This window comes from Achromobacter sp. (genome assembly GCF_050285585.1).
In the GTDB taxonomy this organism is placed as follows: Bacteria; Pseudomonadota; Gammaproteobacteria; order Burkholderiales; family Burkholderiaceae_B; genus Achromobacter.
This window is the reverse complement of the sequence record NZ_JBLZXF010000008.1, coordinates 216,620-233,387: the sequence shown is the minus strand read 5'-3', so window position 1 is coordinate 233,387 and position 16,768 is coordinate 216,620. Positions and strand designations below refer to the sequence as shown.

13 protein-coding genes are annotated in these 16,768 nt (G+C 68.5%); 8 read left to right on the top strand and 5 right to left on the bottom strand.

Translation table 11 applies throughout. The features are described from left to right. Nucleotides 1-278: 278 nt before the first annotated feature. From ACN6PJ_RS14145 to ACN6PJ_RS14130, 4 genes are read left to right on the top strand one after another with little or no spacing between them, the layout of a single operon-like run. Nucleotides 279-1,283 (top strand): ABC transporter substrate-binding protein, encoded by a 1,005-nt coding sequence (locus ACN6PJ_RS14145; RefSeq protein ID WP_427996494.1) that lies wholly within the window; start codon nucleotides 279-281, stop codon nucleotides 1,281-1,283. Further along, nucleotides 1,283-2,098 carry an ABC transporter ATP-binding protein gene (locus ACN6PJ_RS14140; protein ID WP_427996512.1) on the top strand — a complete coding sequence of 272 codons (816 nt, stop codon included), beginning with the start codon at nucleotides 1,283-1,285 and terminating at the stop codon, nucleotides 2,096-2,098. The genes ACN6PJ_RS14145 and ACN6PJ_RS14140 overlap by 1 nt, the downstream gene beginning before the upstream one ends. Nucleotides 2,099-2,100: 2 nt before the next feature. Further along, nucleotides 2,101-2,937: an ABC transporter permease gene (locus tag ACN6PJ_RS14135; protein WP_427996493.1), complete on the top strand. Its 837-nt coding sequence runs from the start codon at nucleotides 2,101-2,103 to the stop codon at nucleotides 2,935-2,937. A 9-nt stretch (nucleotides 2,938-2,946) separates the two neighbouring features. Then, on the top strand, nucleotides 2,947-3,639 hold the full coding sequence (locus ACN6PJ_RS14130) for an isochorismatase family protein (RefSeq protein ID WP_427996492.1): 693 nt from the start codon (nucleotides 2,947-2,949) through the stop codon (nucleotides 3,637-3,639). A gap of 22 nt (nucleotides 3,640-3,661) precedes the next feature. Here the strand turns inward: ACN6PJ_RS14130 and ACN6PJ_RS14125 are convergent, their stop codons facing one another. Continuing rightward, nucleotides 3,662-6,103, bottom strand: coding sequence for a GNAT family N-acetyltransferase (locus ACN6PJ_RS14125; protein WP_427996491.1), 2,442 nt, complete (start codon nucleotides 6,101-6,103; stop codon nucleotides 3,662-3,664). 153 nt (nucleotides 6,104-6,256) lie between these two features. Between ACN6PJ_RS14125 and gltX the strand changes: the two genes are divergently transcribed. Then, on the top strand, nucleotides 6,257-7,663 hold the full coding sequence (gene gltX, locus ACN6PJ_RS14120) for a glutamate--tRNA ligase (protein ID WP_427996490.1): 1,407 nt from the start codon (nucleotides 6,257-6,259) through the stop codon (nucleotides 7,661-7,663). A 19-nt stretch (nucleotides 7,664-7,682) separates the two neighbouring features. Here gltX and ACN6PJ_RS14115 read toward each other — a convergent pair whose 3' ends face one another. From ACN6PJ_RS14115 to ACN6PJ_RS14105, 3 genes are all read right to left on the bottom strand, one after another. Then, nucleotides 7,683-8,882 carry an MFS transporter gene (locus tag ACN6PJ_RS14115; RefSeq protein WP_427996489.1) on the bottom strand — a complete coding sequence of 400 codons (1,200 nt, stop codon included), beginning with the start codon at nucleotides 8,880-8,882 and terminating at the stop codon, nucleotides 7,683-7,685. A gap of 110 nt (nucleotides 8,883-8,992) precedes the next feature. Continuing rightward, on the bottom strand, nucleotides 8,993-9,499 hold the full coding sequence (locus tag ACN6PJ_RS14110) for a hypothetical protein (RefSeq protein ID WP_427996488.1): 507 nt from the start codon (nucleotides 9,497-9,499) through the stop codon (nucleotides 8,993-8,995). A gap of 189 nt (nucleotides 9,500-9,688) precedes the next feature. After that, a complete protein-coding gene (locus ACN6PJ_RS14105) occupies nucleotides 9,689-10,588 on the bottom strand; it encodes a LysR substrate-binding domain-containing protein (RefSeq protein ID WP_427996487.1) in 900 nt (299 codons plus the stop codon). Nucleotides 10,589-10,674: 86 nt separating this feature from the next. On the opposite strand from ACN6PJ_RS14105, the gene ACN6PJ_RS14100 reads away from it, so the two are divergent. Continuing rightward, nucleotides 10,675-11,523, top strand: a complete 849-nt coding sequence (locus ACN6PJ_RS14100) for an alpha/beta hydrolase (protein WP_427996486.1) — start codon at nucleotides 10,675-10,677, stop codon at nucleotides 11,521-11,523. 45 nt (nucleotides 11,524-11,568) lie between these two features. After that, nucleotides 11,569-12,534, top strand: a complete 966-nt coding sequence (locus ACN6PJ_RS14095; RefSeq protein ID WP_427996485.1) for a Bug family tripartite tricarboxylate transporter substrate binding protein — start codon at nucleotides 11,569-11,571, stop codon at nucleotides 12,532-12,534. Nucleotides 12,535-12,601: 67 nt separating this feature from the next. Here the strand turns inward: ACN6PJ_RS14095 and ACN6PJ_RS14090 are convergent, their stop codons facing one another. Beyond that, on the bottom strand, nucleotides 12,602-13,051 hold the full coding sequence (locus ACN6PJ_RS14090; RefSeq protein WP_008159001.1) for an Lrp/AsnC family transcriptional regulator: 450 nt from the start codon (nucleotides 13,049-13,051) through the stop codon (nucleotides 12,602-12,604). A 128-nt stretch (nucleotides 13,052-13,179) separates the two neighbouring features. Here ACN6PJ_RS14090 and ACN6PJ_RS14085 point away from each other — a divergent pair, with 128 nt between their 5' ends. Further along, on the top strand, nucleotides 13,180-16,686 hold the full coding sequence (locus ACN6PJ_RS14085) for an indolepyruvate ferredoxin oxidoreductase family protein (RefSeq protein WP_427996484.1): 3,507 nt from the start codon (nucleotides 13,180-13,182) through the stop codon (nucleotides 16,684-16,686). The last annotated feature ends 82 nt before the right edge of the window (nucleotides 16,687-16,768 follow it).

Here is a 16,768-nt window from a genome sequence, read left to right as displayed (position 1 = left end):
GAACCCATCGCTTCCTCCGCAATGGGTAAACCCATTTCTGTATACCAAGTGCTATTCAAGCCCTGAATTTTCCTGGGCCGGCCTTCGCTCGCATATAGAGAAACACGGCAAACGCAAAAGGCCTTGTCGGGGGTTTGTATTGAATATAGTATTCGATTCAAGCCTCACCGGCCCGGGCAGAAGGTGTTCGGGCTTCCCTGTTGTTGTAGTCGACCCATCCCATTGGCCGTGTGTTGCGCCGGGTATCGGCGTGACATCCAGACGCAGGAGAAAGTCCCGTGAAGACCTTGCCATCGCTCCGATTGGCGGGCGCCGCGCTACTCGCGCTATTCGCCCCCCTGGCCGCGCAGGCCGAAGCCCTGAATCCCCCGGTGAAGGTCCGCTACGAAGAGGTGGTGCGCTCCATCCTCTACGTGCCCAAGTACGTGGCCCTTTCGCAGGGCTACTTCAAGGAAGCGGGCCTGGACGTGTCGATGAAAACGTCCCAGGGCACCGACAAGGGCATGACCGCCCTGCTTTCGGGCAGCGCCGATATCGTGCTGATCGGCCCCGAGGCCTCCATCTACGTGCAGAACAGCGAATCCCCGGTCAAACCCAAGATCTTCGCCGGGCTGACCGCTACCGACGGCTTCTTCCTGCTGGCGCGCAAGCCGGTGGAGAAGTTCGACTGGTCCATGCTCAAGGGCAAGGAGATCATCGGCTTTCGCCCCGGATCCAATCCGCTCGTATTCCTGGAAACGGCGTTGCGCAAGCACGGCGTGGATCCCCAGAAGGACGTGAAGCTGCTGAACAACATCGGCATTCCGGCGCGCGCCGGCGCCTGGATGGCGGGCCAGGGCGAGTACGGCATCTTCCTGGAGCCCGAGGCCGGCGAGCTCGTGCGCAACGGCAAGGGATATATCGTGGCGTCGATCGGCGACGAAGTGGGCCAGGTGGACTACACCGTCTTTACCGCCACCGACAAATACATCCGCGACAATCCCAAGGTCATCCAGGCCTGGACGAACGTGGTGGCGCGCGCCGAGAAGTACGTCCAGGACACGCCCGCGGCCACCCTGACGCCTCAGATCATGGCGTACTTCCCCGGCATGGACCAGGCCGCCGTCACCGAGGCCATCGAACGCTACAAGAAATACCAGATCTGGAAGCGCTCTCCGCTGGTGACTGCGGAAGCGATGCAGCAGTTGCAGGACATGCTCGTCGCCAGCGCGGTCATGAAGGACGGCGCCCGCGTCAAGTACGAGGACGTCGTGGTGGCGGATTTCGCCAGGAAGGCGCAATGATGGGCGCCGTCATCCACAACCTCAAGCCGGACGCGGCCACGGCGAAAATCGAGCTGCGCGACGTCTGTCTGTCGTACTTCACGCAAGAGGGCGAGACCGAGGCGTTGTCGAACGTGTCGTTCACGCTGGCCGCCGGCGAATTCGTCAGTCTGATCGGGCAGAGCGGCTGCGGCAAGAGCACGCTGCTGTCGCTGATCGCCGGCTTGATTCCGCCTACCTCGGGTTCGGTGACCATAGACGGCCAGGCCGTGACCAAACCCAATCCGCGCATCGGCTATATGCTCCAGCAGGACTATCTGTTCGAGTGGCGCAGCATCCTGGACAACGTGATGCTGGGCGCGGAGATCCAGGGGCGGCGCGATGCGCGCAGCGAGGCGCGCGCCGTGCACCTGCTGGAGAAATGCGGGCTGGGCGCCTTTCTGTCGCACACGCCGCGCCAGCTGTCGGGCGGCATGCGCCAGCGGGCCGCGCTGGCCCGCACGCTGGTGACCGAGCCGGACGTGATCCTGCTGGACGAGCCCTTTTCCGCGCTGGATTCCCAGACGCGGCTGGCGATCTCCGACGAGGTCGTGGACATCCTGCGGCGCGAAGGCAAGACCGTGGTGCTGGTCACGCACGACATCGGCGAGGCCATCGCCATGACCGACCGCGTGATCGTGCTGTCGCGCCGGCCCGGCCGGCTGAAGAGCCAGTACCGCATCCACTACGGCGACGGCCAGGCCCGGCCGACGCCGTTCCAGGCGCGGTCGCGGCCGGAATTCAACACCTATTTCAAACAGCTGTGGGACGAACTCGACGTCCACGTGGAGGGCTGAACATGAACGCGCCCGTCGCCAACACCGTTCCCCTGCGCGCCGTGCGCGCGCCCAGCGAAAAGTACCTGGACTACCTGCGCCGCGACCGCGCGCGCCGCCGCCACATCCGGGTGGCCCAGGTCCTGCTGCTGGCGGTCTTCCTGTGCGCCTGGGAGATTCTGCCGCGCATGCACATCCTCAATCCGCTGCTGACCAGCTATCCCAGCGCCCTGTGGCCCACTTACATAGAACTGTGGAACCACGGCAGCCTGGGCAAGCACATCATGACCACCCTTTCCGCGACGCTGGTGGGCTTCACGCTCAGCATGCTGATCGGCATCGTGGTGGCCGCCGCGCTATGGTGGTCAGACTTCCTGTACAAGGTGCTGGACCCCTTCCTGGTGGTGGCCAACGCCATGCCCAAGATCGCCTTCGTGCCGATCTTCTACCTGTGGCTGGGTTCGGACTACGCGGTGTACGGCATGGCCGTGGCGATCGCGGTCTTCGTGACCATCATGGTGGTCTACGCGGGCTTTCGCGGCATCGACCTGAACAAGGTGAAGCTGGCCCACACGTTCGGCGCCAGCCGCTGGCAGGTGCTGACCAAGGTCGTGCTTCCGGGCAGCGTGCCCACGCTGATCGCGGCGGTAAAGATGAACATCGGCCTGGCGCTGGTGGGCGTGATCGTGGGGGAATTCCAGTCGGCGGATTCCGGCCTGGGCTTTCTCATCATGAACGGCAGCCAGATCTTCAAGCTGAACATCGTCATGACCGCCATCGCCGCGCTGGCAGTGATCTCCAGCGTGATGTACCTGGCCGTGTATCGCATCGAAGCCGCCGTCGCGCGGCGCTACGGATAAGGAACCGCCATGGAATTCCCCCAATGGGTGAAGGACAGGGTCGTGGCCCGCCAGGGCTGCCTGCACCCCTACGACGAACTGCCCGCCGCGCGCCTGGCCGTGGTGGTGGTGGACATGCAGCAGTACTTCACGCTGCCCGGCTACCAGGGCGAATGCGCGCCGGCACGCGCGATCATCGGCCCGGTCAACCGCCTGTGCGACGCGGTGCGGGCCGCCGGCGGCACCATCGTCTGGGTACAGACCGCCTCCGACAACGCGGATTCGTTCTGGTCGCACCATCACCGGGTGATGCTGACGCCCGAGCGCAGCGCGAGACGCCTGGAGACGCTGCGCCGCGACTCGCCCGGCTTCGCGCTGCACCCGGACCTGCGCCCGCATGACTCCGACCTGCGGGTGGTCAAGCGCTTCTACAGCGCCATGGCGCCCGGTTCGTCGGAGCTGGAGCCGCTGCTGCGCGGGCGCGGCGTGGACACGCTGCTGATCGCCGGCACCGTCACCAACGTCTGCTGCGAATCCACCGCGCGCGACGCGATGATGCGGGACTTCCGCAGCATCATGGTCGATGACGCGCTGGCGGCGGTCACGCCGGCCGAACATGAAAACGCCCTGCATGGCTGGATCATGTTCTTCGGCGACGTGCTGAGCGTGGACGAAGCGGCGGCCCGGCTCAGGCCCGCCCGGCCGGCCGAAAAGGCGGCCTGAGCGGCCCCGGAACCGGCGCGGCTCAGGCCAGGCTCAGCCACACCCGCCGCATCGTCGGATCCTCGGGATCCGCGTCGTTGGTGAACCCCAGGCTGGTCATCAGCGCCAGCATGGGACGGTTGGACGAGAGGACCAGGCCGTCGATGTATTCCAGGCCCTGCTCCCGCGCCGCGTCGATCAGGGCCGTCATCAGCTGGCGGCCCAGGCCGCGCCGCTGCCAGTCGTCCCCGATCACCAGCGCGTACTCCGCGCCGCGGCCGTCCGGGTTGCGCAGGTAGTGCGCGAACCCGACCAGCACCTCGCGCGGATGCCCGCGGTTGGCCGGGTTCGGTACCTGCGTGGCCGCCACCAGCGCGAGCTCGCGGTGGTAGTCGACCTGGGTATAGCGCGACACCATGCGCGGCGTCAGTTCGCGCATCATGGACACGAAGCGCATGTAGCGCGAACGCTCCGACAGACCGCGGATGAATTCCTGCAATGGCTCGGCATCCTCGGGCCGGATGGGCCGCAGCACCCAGGAGATGCCGTCGTCGAAACGGCGCACCTGCACCAGCCGGGCCGGATAGGGATGGATCGCCATATGCGGATAGCCGGAAGCCTGGGGCGATTCGCAGCCTGGCTTTTCGGTCAGCGTCATCCGCAGGCCGCCGGCGCGCAAATGCATTTCACCCGCGTATAGCGGGTCGATGTCCAGGGATTCGATGTCGGGCAGTTCCGAGACCAGTTCCGACACCAGCACCAGCGCCTGCTGCAACGCTTCGGCGGCCATGTGGCCGATGCGCGGGGCCAGCACCCGGCGCCAGAGCCGGCTGCGCTCGATCAGCTGGCGGGCCAGGAAGCCGTTCAGGGGCGGCAGGTCCACGCCGCGGTCCGACAGGGACAGCACGGCGTCCGGCCCGCCGGCGCCGAAGCGGATGACCGGGCCGAACTGCGGATCGCGCCGGACGCGGATCGCCATGGGACGCGATTCCGGCTCGGCGGCCGCGACGTCCGTGGGCATATCGCGCAGCGGCACGTAGAACAGGGCCAGCAGGGTCCGGATTTCGGAGCTGGTGAGTTCGCGCCGGCAATCGGCGCGCACCCGCGCCAGCACCTCGCGGGCGGCCGCCAGGTCCGGCACGTGGGTGGCGGGCTCGGGCGGCTGGGTCTGCAGCAACAATTGCTGGTTGTAGTGATGGGTCGCGAGCACGCCGAAGGCGTCGGCGGCCGATTCGGGCGTGCGGAACGCCGAGGTGCCGGCATCGTCCAGCATGCGCCGCAAGGGCCTCATGCCCGCGTCGCCCATGAAACAGGTCACCACCGGCTTCTTCGCCTTGGGCGCGATCTGCGCCAGTTCCCGCGCCACGGCAGGCATGTCCGCCAGCGCATCGGGCGCCAGCAGCACCAGCACGCCGTCCACGCCGGCGTCGTCCAGCACCGCGTCCAGGATGGCGCGGATACGCTCCGGAGTCAGGGGCGTAAAGGTAATGACGGGATTGGAGCTGGCCGCGTCCGGCTCCAGCATGGCGGCCAACGCGCGCTGGGTCGCGGGCGCGAGTTCCGCGCGCAGCACCGCCGCATCGGGGCCGATCAGGTCCATGGCCAGCTGGGGCGGCCCGCTGCCGTTGGAAATGAGCGCGACGCGCCTGCCCTTGGGCCGCCGCGTATAGCCCAGCACCTTCACCGCCGAGAACAGCTGCACGAAGTAGCGCACCCGCACCGCGCCCGCGCGGCGCAGGGCGGCGTCGAAGATCGCGTCGCCGCTGTCGGTGTCGGACCGGCCCGCCTTGAGCACGATCACCGGCTTGACGGACGCCGCGGCGCGCAGGGTGCTCATGAATTCGCGGGCGGGCCCCACGTCTTCGAGATAAAGCACGATGCTGTCCGTGCGCGGGTCGCTGGCCAGGAAGTCCAGCACCTTGGGCAGGCCCACCACCGCTTCGTCGCCCAGCGACACGGCGGTGGAAAAGCCGATGTGCACGTCCTCGGCCCAGTCCATGACCGCGGCCATGATGGAGCGCGACTGGGCCAGCAGCGCCACGCGGCCGGCGCGCGCCAGCACCGGATGCTGGCTGAAATTCAGGCCGGCATGGGGCCGCTGGGCGCCGAAGGAGCGCGGGCCCAGCAGTTCGCAGCGGTTTTCCTCCGCCCAGGCCCGGCACAGCGCCAGCGTGCCGCGCGGATAGGGATCGGGAAGCTCGTGCGGCAGCAGGATCACCGAGCGGGGCGCCACGGGCGACAGACGGCGCAGCGTCTCCGGCAGGACCGCCGGAGACACGCAAACCAGGGCCAGATCGGGCCGTTCGCCCGCCGCCAGGCCTTGCAGGCTCTGGGGCAGCTCCGGCGCCGCGCCCGTTTCGCAGGCGACGATCGTGGTTTTCGCCTTGAGCGCGGGCGACAGCGAACCTGCCGCCGGCAGGGGCCGGTCGGCAACGATCACCAGCGAACTGGGTTCGAACATCGGGGCGAGAGCATGTCGCAGCATAGGGATCGCGGGCTGGGGCCTGCCAACGGAAAGAAGCCTCGCACAGCCTAATCTAAAATACGGTTCATCGTAACAAGACAAGCCCGCAGTCCGCTTGACCCGGGCCCAGCCTGGCGCCGTTTCGTGGCGCCCCAGCCGCTATCATTGCCACCTATGACCTCCAACGCCTCCTCCCCTATCCGCACCCGTTTCGCGCCCTCGCCCACGGGTTTCCTGCACCTGGGCGGCGCCCGCACGGCGCTGTTCTCCTGGGCCTTCGCGCGCCACCACAAGGGCACCTTCGTCCTGCGCATCGAAGACACGGACGTCGAGCGCTCCACGCCCGAGGCGGTTCAGGCGATCCTGGACAGCATGGACTGGCTGGGCATGCAGCCCGACGAAGGCCCCTTCTACCAGATGCAGCGCATGGACCGCTACCGCGAAGTGGTGGCGCAGATGCTCGCCGCCGGCACCGCCTATCACTGCTACAGCTCGCCCGAGGAAGTGGAAGCCATGCGCGAGGCCGCGCGCGCGCGTGGCGACAAGCCGCGCTATGACGGCACCTGGCGCCCCGAGCCCGGCAAGACCCTGCCCGCCATCCCCGAAGGCCGCAAGCCCGTCGTCCGCTTCAAGAACCCGCAGGAAGGCGCCACCTCCTGGAACGACATGGTCAAGGGCACCATCAGCTTCGACAACACCGAACTGGACGACCTGATCATCGCGCGCCCCGACGGCACGCCCACCTACAACTTCTGCGTCGTGGTCGACGACTGGGACATGGGCATCACCCACGTCCTGCGCGGCGACGACCACGTCAACAACACCCCCCGCCAGATCAACATCCTGCGCGCGCTCGGCGCCACGCTGCCCGAATACGGCCACGTGCCGATGATCCTCGGCCCGGACGGCGAAAAGCTGTCCAAGCGCCACGGCGCCGTCAACGTGATGGAGTACGACAACGAGGGCTACCTGCCCGAGGCGATGGTCAATTACCTGGCCCGCCTGGGCTGGAGCCACGGCGACGACGAACTCTTCAGCCGCGAGCAGCTCGTGTCGTGGTTCGACACCAAGCACCTGTCCAAGTCGGCATCCCAATGGGATCCGAAGAAGCTGAACTGGGTCAACGCCCACTACATCAAGCAGATGGACAATGCCGAGCTGGCCGAGCGCGTCGCTCCGCGCGTGGCGACCCGCGGCGGCCACCCGGAAAAGATCGACCTGCCGGGCGTCATGGGCCTCTTGAAGGACCGCGCCGAAACGCTGGAACAGCTGGCCGACGGCGCCATGCTGTTCTGCGCCGAATTCAAGGGCGCGCCCGCCGAACTGGCGGCGCAGCACCTGACCGCCCCCGCGCGCGAAGCGCTGGCCGATTTTGCCCAGCGCGCCCAGGACATCGACTGGACCCGCGAGGCCCTGTCGGCGCTGATCAAGGCGGTCCTCGCGGACCGTGGCATGAAGATGCCCCAGCTGGCGATACCGCTGCGCGTGGCTGTCACGGGCCAGACCCAGACCCCGGCCGTCGACGCTGTCCTGGCCCTGCTGGGCAAGCAGGCCGTGCTGAAGCGGCTGGCGGCGATCTAAAGGCGCCTGACGCCTGGCGTCACGCGGCGCCCGCCCGGGCCCGCGATTTCAACGCGCGGGCAAAGAACGCGCCCAGGAGCGGCAGCATGGCGGCGGACCCGCCGAACAGCGCGGCGGCTCCCACCTGGTCGACCACGGCGCCGGCCAGGGCCACGCCGGCCGCCTGGCCCATGAACAGGCAGGACGCGAACCAGGCCACCGCCGTGCCGCGCGCCGACGGCACCATCTGCGTGGCGTTCGTCTGCAAGGTGGCATGCAGCAGGTAGTAGCCGAAACCGGCCAGCACGCTCGCCAGCATGCTCCACATCCAGACGGGTCCCAGCAGGTACGACAGGAACGCCACGCCCAGGACCAGGCCGCCGGCGATGGCCAGGCCGCGTTCTCCCAGGCGCTTGAGAATGGGGCCGGCGACCACGGTGTAGACCAGGCCGCCCACGGCATAGACGGCCACCAGCGCGCCGGCGGCGGTCAGGGAGATGCCGAAACGCTCATGCAGGTAGGACGGCGCGAAGGCCAGGGCGCCGAAAACCAGCAGGCCCTCGACGAAAACGGTCGCCAGCACCACGCGCGCCCAAGGCGTGCCCAGCACCAGCCGCGCCTGCGCCACGAAGCCCTGCCTCGTCGCCCCCGGGTCGACATGTCCCAGGCCGGCGGCGCGCTGGCGGCGCACCTCCATGAGCAGGAGAACGCCGACGGCCAGATAGCCGCAGACCAGCGCGGCAAAGGCCCAGCGCCAGCCCACCGTGTCGGCGAACAGGCCGCCGGCGAGCTGGCCCGCCGACATTCCCAGAATGGTGCCGGTCAGGAAGCGCGCCAGGGTCGCCTGGCGGCGCTCGTAGGGCACGTTGTCGCCGATCCAGGCCATCGACAGCGGCACGATGCCCGCCCCCGCGGCCCCCGACAGGACCCGGCAGAACACCAGCACATCCAGCGAGCCGGCCGCCACGGCGCCCGCGCTGCCCAGCGCGCAGGCGAAGGTCGCGACGCTGACGACTCGGTACTTGCCGTAGCGGTCGCCCAGCGGACCGAAGAACATCTGCAGTACGCCATAGGCCACGGCGAACGCGGTCACGGCACGCGCGGCCTGGCCGGTGGTGGTGCCGAATTCCGCCGCGAGCTGCGGCAGCATGGGATCACAGATGCGGAAAGCGCTGGCGCTGACGAAGGCGGCCAGGGCAAGCAGCGCGATGGCGCGCGCTTCAGAGGACAGGGCGGGCATGGATTACCGGCGGCGGGCAATGGACGAAGACCGCACCTTACCGCAGCCCGGCCGTCTTGGCGAAACCGCCAGGCGGATCGTCCCCCTGGCGCGCCCGCCGGGACCTGGTCCTAGTACGGCAGGCGGTAGCCCGCCGGCATGCGGCGGGCCGTCACGACCTGGCCGCCGGCCTTCATTTCGCGCAGCGTCAGCTTGGCATGCTCGACGCGCTCGATGCGGTAGCGGTTGAGGTAGATCGGGTCTTTCGTGTCGACGGCTTCGCCGTTGGACTTGGTGGTCTGCATCGTGTAGATGCCTTCCACCGCCGTCCAGCAGCCCGTCTCGCGCAAGGCGGGGCGCGTCTTGCGGCCGATCTTCAACTGGGTTTCGTAGGCCATCGTGCCATCGGCCGACAACACCGTCAGCGCCTGGAATTCGCCGCTGACGTCGCGCGGGCGCGAATTCGAGAGCCACGTGCCGATCATGGGATCGCCGCTCTTGGCGGGCACGCATGCCACCGGCTTGGGAGGATCCGCTGGCTGGGCCTCGGTGATGGTGGCGGGTTTCCTGGCGGCGCAGCCTGCCAGGATCAGAACGGCGCAGGCGATGCCGGCCGAACGCAAATACACACTGCTCATGACTTCCTCAACACGTCTGTCGACGCGCCGCGCCGATCACACCGGCGCCTTCCTCGCGCAGCAAACATTCCGCACTCTAAAGAGCCGCCTGGGAAGAATCAACGGCGATCCGCGCGGAGTGCAATTGCGCAACAGTCGGCGCCTTAAAGCGCCGGTTTTAGCGCCGGAACCCGCAAAAATGCGTTGGTTTCAAACGACACCGCGGCCGCTACGCCGCGCCTTCGCGCGCAGCATTTCCTCCATGCGCGCGGCCGCCGGCGACAGGCTGCGGCCGGCCAGGCGGATGATGCCGAGCTCGCGCTCGATGCGGGGCCGCGACAGCGGCACGAACGCCAGCCCAGGCGAGTCGGGCGGCACGCCCAGCCGCGCAAGCACGGTCACGCCCACGCCCCGTTCCAGCATCGCCAGCAGCGACATCATGTTGGACACGAACACCTGGCGCTCCAGCATGAAGGCCGCCTGCGGATAACCGGCAAGCTGGCGGTGCGCAATGGTGCCCACCAGCGGCAGAGCCTCGATCTCGCGCCAGCTCACCGATTTGCGTCCGGCCAGCGGATGGCCGCGATGGCAAACGAGTCCGAAGGCGTCGCGCAACAAGGGCTCGAACGACAGCCGGCGGTCCCGCGATACGGGGCTGCAGACGCCCAACTCGGCCTCCCCCGCCAGCACCATGCGTTCGACGCCTTCGGAGTTGTCGTCGAACAGGCGCAACGCCACGGCCGGATAGCGCTCGCGGTAGGCCGCCACCAGCTCGGGCAGCCAATGCGTGGCCACCGTGGCGACCGAAGCCATGGCCAGGGTGCCGGCGCCATTGCTGGCCAGCCCGGCGAGCGCGCCGGCCACGCGGTCGTGATGCGCCACCAGTTCGCGCGCCAGCGGCAGGCAGTCCTGCCCGAAACGCGTCAGCGTGTTGCGGTTGCCAGGCTCGAACAGCGGCTGGCCCAGCCGCTGTTCCATTTCGCGGATGGACAGGGACAACGCCGGCTGCGAACGGAACGCGCGGGCGGCGGCGGCGCGAAAGCTGCGCAGCTCGGCCACCAGCAGGAAATGCCGGTAGTGCGTGATCGACAGGTCGGGCAGGGAAGGCATGCGATGGCGCCGATTTGAAAAGCTTATCGAAGTATTGGAAAAATAAAGTTTTCTCATCATAGGCGGCCGCTTAAGATGGCCGCAACATGCATGCAGCCGCCCTCTCCACCGCCCTCCCCGACGCCAGCGCGGACCCGCTGGACTTCAGCCTCGCCGACCGGCTGCCCGCCCGCGCCGCCGGCCGCGGCCGACTGCTGATCGGCGCCTCGCCGCGAGGCGGCAGGCCGGGCTTGCTGTTCGTGCCGGGCGCCTATCACGGCGCCTGGTGCTACGCGCATTACCTGGCGTACTTCGCCGCGGCCGGCCTGGCCTGCGCGGCCCTGGATGTGCGCGGCCATGGCGCCCTGCCGCAGGACGCGGCCTTCCCGTCCGTGACCATCGCCGACCTGGGCCAGGACGTGGCCGACGCGCTCGACGCGCTGGAGGGACCCACCGTGGTGATCGGCCACAGCATGGGCGCGCTGCCGGCCCTGCTGGCCGCGCGCCGGCGCCCGGTGGCGGGCGTGGTGCTGCTGGCGCCCTCGCCTCCGGGGGATCTGCCGGGCGCCCTGGCCCTGCCGCCGGTTCCCGGCACGGAGCCCCGCAAGGCGCCGGACGCCAGCGAGATCCGCGCCCGCTTCCTGGCGACGGCGCCCGCGCGCGACGTCGGCGAAGTATCGCGGCGCCTGTGCGCCGAAAGCCCGCAGGTGCTGAACGACCGCTACCTGCTGCGCGTAGCGATCGGCGCCGCGCCCCTCGGCGCGCCCGGCCTGTGCCTGGAAGCCGGCCTGGACACGCATGACCGGCACCCGCCCGGACAGGATCGGGCGATCGCGCGCCGCTATGGTTTTTCGCATGCCGTGCTTGCCCGGCAACCGCACTGCATGATGTACGCGGACAACTGGCAAGCCAGCGCAGGCGCCATCCTGGAATGGCATCGCGCCCAATTCGGCTGACAACGACAACAGCGCAACCGCGCAAGAATGCAACAGGAGACAAGCATGTCCATTTCCCGCCTACTCCGTCCGGCGCTGATCGGCGCCGGCCTGCTGCTGGCCATCTCGGCGCAGGCCGCCGGCTGGCCCGAGAAGCCCGTCACTCTCATCGTGCCCTCGGCCGCCGGCGGCGCGGCCGACCTGACCGCGCGCACCTTCGCCCAGTACCTGGGCGAACGGACCGGCCAGACCGTCGTCGTCGAGGACCGCCCCGGCGCGGGCGGCATCGTCGGCACCCAGGCGGCCCGCAACGCGGCGCCCGACGGCTACACGTTCCTGCTGTCCACCAATTCCACCCATGCCGCCAACCAGTTCCTGTACAAGAGCCTGCCCTACGACGCGCAAAAGGATTTCCGGCAGGTAGGCCTGCTGGGCACCTTCGGGACCGTCGGCGTGGTGGCGCCGGGCAGCCCGTACCGCAGCGTCCCCGAACTGGTGGACTACGCCAGGAAACATCCGGGCGAGGTCTTCTTCGGCTACTACAGTTCGTCCTCGCAGGTGCCGTCGGAGCTGTTCAAGCAGCGCGCAGGCATCGAGATCACCGGCGCGGCATACAAGAACATCACGCAGATCATCACCGACCTGCGCGGCAAACAGATCAGCTTCGCCTTCGTGGATTACCTGACGGCCATGGGCCAGATCGACGGCAAGGGGCTGGTTCCCATCGCCGTCACCGGCGCGCGGCCGCAGGCGGCCTGGCCCGACGTGCCGACCATGGCGACCTATTACCCGGATTTCGTCGTGGCCGGCTGGCTGGGCCTGTCCGCGCCCGCGGGCACGCCCGCGGACATCGTCGCCAAGATGAACGCCCACCTGCAGGCGGCGGTCAAGGACGAAGCCACCGCAAACAAATTGCGCGCCCTTGGCCTGACGCCGGAATCCATGGACGTGGCGCGCTTCGACGCGTTCGTGAAGGAAGACACCGCGCGCTGGAAGGAGTGGATCCGCATATCGGGCATCCAGCCCCAATAGGTCTCGCCCCCTCACGTCCAACGCGCGCCCTCTCTACTCTATATAGATAAGGAAGGCGCGCGGCCGCCTACAGCGGCAGGCGCTGCTCGTGCTTGATCTCGCGCAGGGCCACGATGGTGCGGGTCTGGCGGATGCCCGGCATGTTGAAAAGGAAGCGGTGCAGGAAACGGTCGTAGGCTTCCGGACTCTCGACCAGGATCTTCAGCAGGAAGTCCGAATCCCCCGTGACCGCGTAGCATTCCAGGATTTCGGGCGCATCGCGCACCGACCGCTCGAAGTTCTCGACCGTATTGGCGGAATGCCGCTCCAGGCTGATCTGCGCGAACATGCAGCCTAGCCCCACCTTGCTGCGGTCCACCTGCGCGCTGTAGCCCTGAATCACCCCGCTGGCCTCCATCGCCTTCACCCGCCGCCAGACCGGCGCGGCCGACAGGCCGACCTTCTCCGACAGCTGCTGCGCCGAGGCCCGGCCATCCTCTTGCAAGGCCTTGAGGATGCCGATATCGGTCTTGTCCATCGCTTTATCTCCTGGTTTTATCGGACACGAAATGTTTATTTCGAATTATAGGGATAGCACGATCCAAAAACGCAATAAACCCGATCCTTCGCGAACCTATCATGGTGCCGAAACCAGGAGTATTCATCATGGACGGTACCCCCGCCGCCGCCCCCCAGCTGGACCTCGATTACCAGCTGACGGACAACCTCACCCGCACCTCGGGCCGCATCTTCCTGACCGGCACCCAGGCGCTGGTGCGCATCATGCTCACGCAGCGCCGGCGCGACCGCGAGCGCGGCCTGAACACGGCCGGCTTCGTCTCGGGCTACCGGGGTTCCCCCCTGGGCGGCGTGGACATGGCCATGTGGAAGGCGCAGAAAGCGCTGGACGCCAACCAGATCAGCTTCCTGCCCGGCATCAATGAAGACATGGCGGCCACCGCCGTCATGGGAACGCAGCAGGCCGGCCTGCGGTCCGACCGCAACGTCGATGGCGTCTTTGCGATGTGGTACGGCAAGGGCCCCGGCGTGGACCGCGCTGGCGACGCGCTGCATCACGGCAACGCCGCGGGCGCCTCGCGCCACGGCGGCGTGCTGGTGGTGGTGGGAGACGATCACACGGCCGTCTCGTCGTCGATCCCGCATGCCAGCGAGGCCTCGCTGATCGGCTGGCAGATGCCCATCGTGCACCCGGCCTCGATCGACGAGTACGAGACCTTCGCGCTGTGGGGCTGGGCCTTGTCGCGCTATTCGGGCACCTGGGTCGCCTTCAAGGCGGTGTCCGAGACCATCGAAAGCGGACACTCGTTCACGCCGGCCCCGATCGCCTCCTACGACATGCCCGCCGACCCGGACCTGCCTCCCGAGGCGCTGGAGTATTCGGCGCGCGACTTCCTGTCGCTGGCCGTCGAAACCCGCATGAACCTGCGCATGAAGGCGGTGGCCGCCTTCGCCCGCCGCCACAGCATCGATCGCCTGGCCTGTCCGGCGCCCAAGGCCGCCGTCGGCATCGTTACCGTGGGCAAGGCGCACCTCGACACCATGGAAGCGCTGTCGCGCCTGGGCGTGGACACCGTCACCGCGAACGCGCCCGTCCGCGTCTACAAGCCCGGCCTGACCTGGCCGCTGGACGCCGGCCGCCTGCTGGAATTCGCGCGCGGGCTGTCGCACATCCTCGTGATCGAGGAAAAGGGCGCGGTGGTCGAAAGCCAGATCAAGGACCTGCTCTTCAACCTGCCCGAGCGCCCCTCGGTCACGGGCAAGAGGGGCTTCGACGGCGAGCCGATGGTGCCGTCCGCGGGCCAGCTGCGCCCGTCCCTGCTGGCGGCCCCGCTCGCCGGCTGGCTGCGCCGCGCCGCCGGCCTGCCGCTGGCCGCCGACCTGTCCGCCTTCGACTGCCAGGCCCCGCTTTCCAACGATGCCGACGGCATGCGCCGCCGCCCCTATTTCTGTTCGGGCTGCCCCCACAGCACCTCCACCAAGGTGCCCGAAGGCAGCCAGGCGCTGTCCGGCGTAGGCTGCCACTACATGGCCGCCTGGATGGACCGCGACACGGGCGGCCTGACCCAGATGGGCGGCGAAGGCGTGGACTGGATCGGCCTGTCGCGCTACACCAGGATGCCGCACGTCTTCCAGAACATGGGAGAAGGCACGTACTACCACTCGGGTTACCTGGCCATCCGCCAGGCCGTGGCGGCGCGCGCCAACATCACCTACAAGATCCTCTTCAACGATGCCGTGGCCATGACCGGCGGCCAGCCGGTCGACGGCCCGATCTCCGTGCCGCAGATCTGCCAGCAGCTGCGCGGCGAAAACGTGGCCCGCATCGTCGTTACCAGCGACGAGCCCGAGAAATACCAGGGCGTGGACCTGGGCCCGGGCATCGAAGTGCACCACCGCCGCGAACTGGATGCCCTGCAGCGCGAACTGCGCGAAATCGCCGGCGTGACCGTGCTGATCCACGACCAGACCTGCGCCGCGGAAAAGCGGCGCCGCCGGAAGAAGAACCAGTTCCCCGATCCGGCGCGCCGCATGCTGATCAACAGCGCGGTCTGCGAAGGCTGCGGAGATTGCGGCGTGCAATCGAACTGCCTGTCGGTGGTGCCGCTGGAAACGCCGTATGGCCGCAAGCGCGCCATCGACCAGTCCAGCTGCAACAAGGACTATTCCTGCGCCGAGGGCTTCTGCCCCAGCTTCGTCTCCGTCATGGGAGGCAAGCCCCGCAAGAGCGCGGCGCCCAAGGCCGACCAGGAACGCCTGCAGCAGCTGATCGCGCAATTGCCCCAGCCTGCCGTGCCCGCGCTGGAACGGCCCTACCGCCTGCTGGTCGCGGGCATGGGCGGCACGGGCGTCATCACCATCGGCGCCATCGTGTCGATGGCGGCGCACCTGGAAGGCCTGTCCGCGGCGGTGCTGGACCTGACCGGCCTGGCGCAGAAAGGCGGCACCGTGGTCAGCCATATCCGGCTGGCGCCTCCCGGCGCGCCGGACGGCCCCGTGCGCCTGGACTGGCAGCAGGCCGACGCGGCGATCCTGTGCGATCCCGTGGCGTCCGTGGCGCCGGATTCCCTGGGCGCCCTGCGCCGTGGCCACACCCGGGTCACCGTGAACACCTATGTCGCGCCGGTGTCCGAGTTCACGCGCAATCCCGATGCGGCCATGCGTCCCGAGGCGCTGCTGGCCAAGATCCGCCACGCGGCGGGCGAGGCCAATACGGCCGAGCTCGACGCGCACGCCGCCGCGCTGGCGCTGTTCGGCGACAGCATCCTGTCCAATATGTTCATGCTGGGCCACGCCTGGCAGCGCGGCGGCGTGCCGCTGTCGCAGGCCGCCATCTACCGCGCCATCGAGCTCAACGGCGTGGCGGTCGCGGCCAATCGCGCCGCCTTCGACAGCGGCCGCCTGGCCGCCCATCAGCCCGACGCGCTGGGGGCCGCGCTGCGGCCCGCCGCCCAGGTGGTGCAGCTGCATGTGCCCGAGACCTTCGAGCGCGCCGTGGCGCGGCGCATCGAGGACCTGACGGCCTACCAGAACGCCGCCTATGCCCGGGAGTTCCAGACCGTGGTCGAAGCCGTGGCGGCCCGCGAGCGCGAACTGGCGCCGGACGCCAGGACTCCGCGGCTGGCAATGGCCGTGGCGCGCGGCCTCTTCAAGCTCATGGCGTACAAGGACGAGTACGAAGTGGCCCGGCTCTACACCGGCGTATCGTTCCAGGCCCAGCTGGACAGCCAGTTCGAAGGCGACTACAGCCTGCGCTTCCACATGGCCCCTCCGATCTTCGCCCGCAAGGATCCGCGCACCGGCGTGCCGCGCAAGATGACGCTGGGCCCCCGCACCATGACGGCGCTGAAAGCGCTTGCGCGCCTGAAGGGCCTGCGGGGCACGTGGTTCGACCCCTTCGGCCACACCGCCGAACGCAGGATGGAACGGGCGCTGATCCGCGAATACCGCCAGACGATAGACCAGTTGCTCGCAGGGTTGAACCGGGACAATATTTCCCAAGCGGCTACAATCGCGGCCCTTGCAGAAACCATCCGAGGCTTCGGCCACGTGAAGGCGGCAAACGTCGAGAAGTACCGGACGGAATTGGGCCGATTGATGCAAAGCTATACAGCGCCTGCCCCGCGCGACATGCCCCTGCGGAAAACCGCATAAACATTCGTTCCTGGCGGCAACATACTGGGCGCGCCTTGCTGGGCGCGCCTAGTGCATTTAGTAACAAACTTTTGTGAGCTTC

Excerpts from the sequence above, each read along its gene's own strand:
- ACN6PJ_RS14095 (WP_427996485.1), top strand. The coding sequence starts at position 11,569 with ATGTCCATTTCCCGCCTACTCCGTCCGGCGCTGATCGGCGCCGGCCTG.
- ACN6PJ_RS14105 (WP_427996487.1), bottom strand. The coding sequence starts at position 10,588 with ATGCCTTCCCTGCCCGACCTGTCGATCACGCACTACCGGCATTTCCTG.
- ACN6PJ_RS14100 (WP_427996486.1), top strand. The coding sequence starts at position 10,675 with ATGCATGCAGCCGCCCTCTCCACCGCCCTCCCCGACGCCAGCGCGGAC.
- ACN6PJ_RS14135 (WP_427996493.1), top strand. The coding sequence starts at position 2,101 with ATGAACGCGCCCGTCGCCAACACCGTTCCCCTGCGCGCCGTGCGCGCG.
- ACN6PJ_RS14130 (WP_427996492.1), top strand. The coding sequence starts at position 2,947 with ATGGAATTCCCCCAATGGGTGAAGGACAGGGTCGTGGCCCGCCAGGGC.
- ACN6PJ_RS14085 (WP_427996484.1), top strand. The coding sequence starts at position 13,180 with ATGGACGGTACCCCCGCCGCCGCCCCCCAGCTGGACCTCGATTACCAG.
- ACN6PJ_RS14110 (WP_427996488.1), bottom strand. The coding sequence starts at position 9,499 with ATGAGCAGTGTGTATTTGCGTTCGGCCGGCATCGCCTGCGCCGTTCTG.
- ACN6PJ_RS14140 (WP_427996512.1), top strand. The coding sequence starts at position 1,283 with ATGGGCGCCGTCATCCACAACCTCAAGCCGGACGCGGCCACGGCGAAA.
- gltX (WP_427996490.1), top strand. The coding sequence starts at position 6,257 with ATGACCTCCAACGCCTCCTCCCCTATCCGCACCCGTTTCGCGCCCTCG.
- ACN6PJ_RS14090 (WP_008159001.1), bottom strand. The coding sequence starts at position 13,051 with ATGGACAAGACCGATATCGGCATCCTCAAGGCCTTGCAAGAGGATGGC.
- ACN6PJ_RS14125 (WP_427996491.1), bottom strand. The coding sequence starts at position 6,103 with ATGCTGCGACATGCTCTCGCCCCGATGTTCGAACCCAGTTCGCTGGTG.
- ACN6PJ_RS14115 (WP_427996489.1), bottom strand. The coding sequence starts at position 8,882 with ATGCCCGCCCTGTCCTCTGAAGCGCGCGCCATCGCGCTGCTTGCCCTG.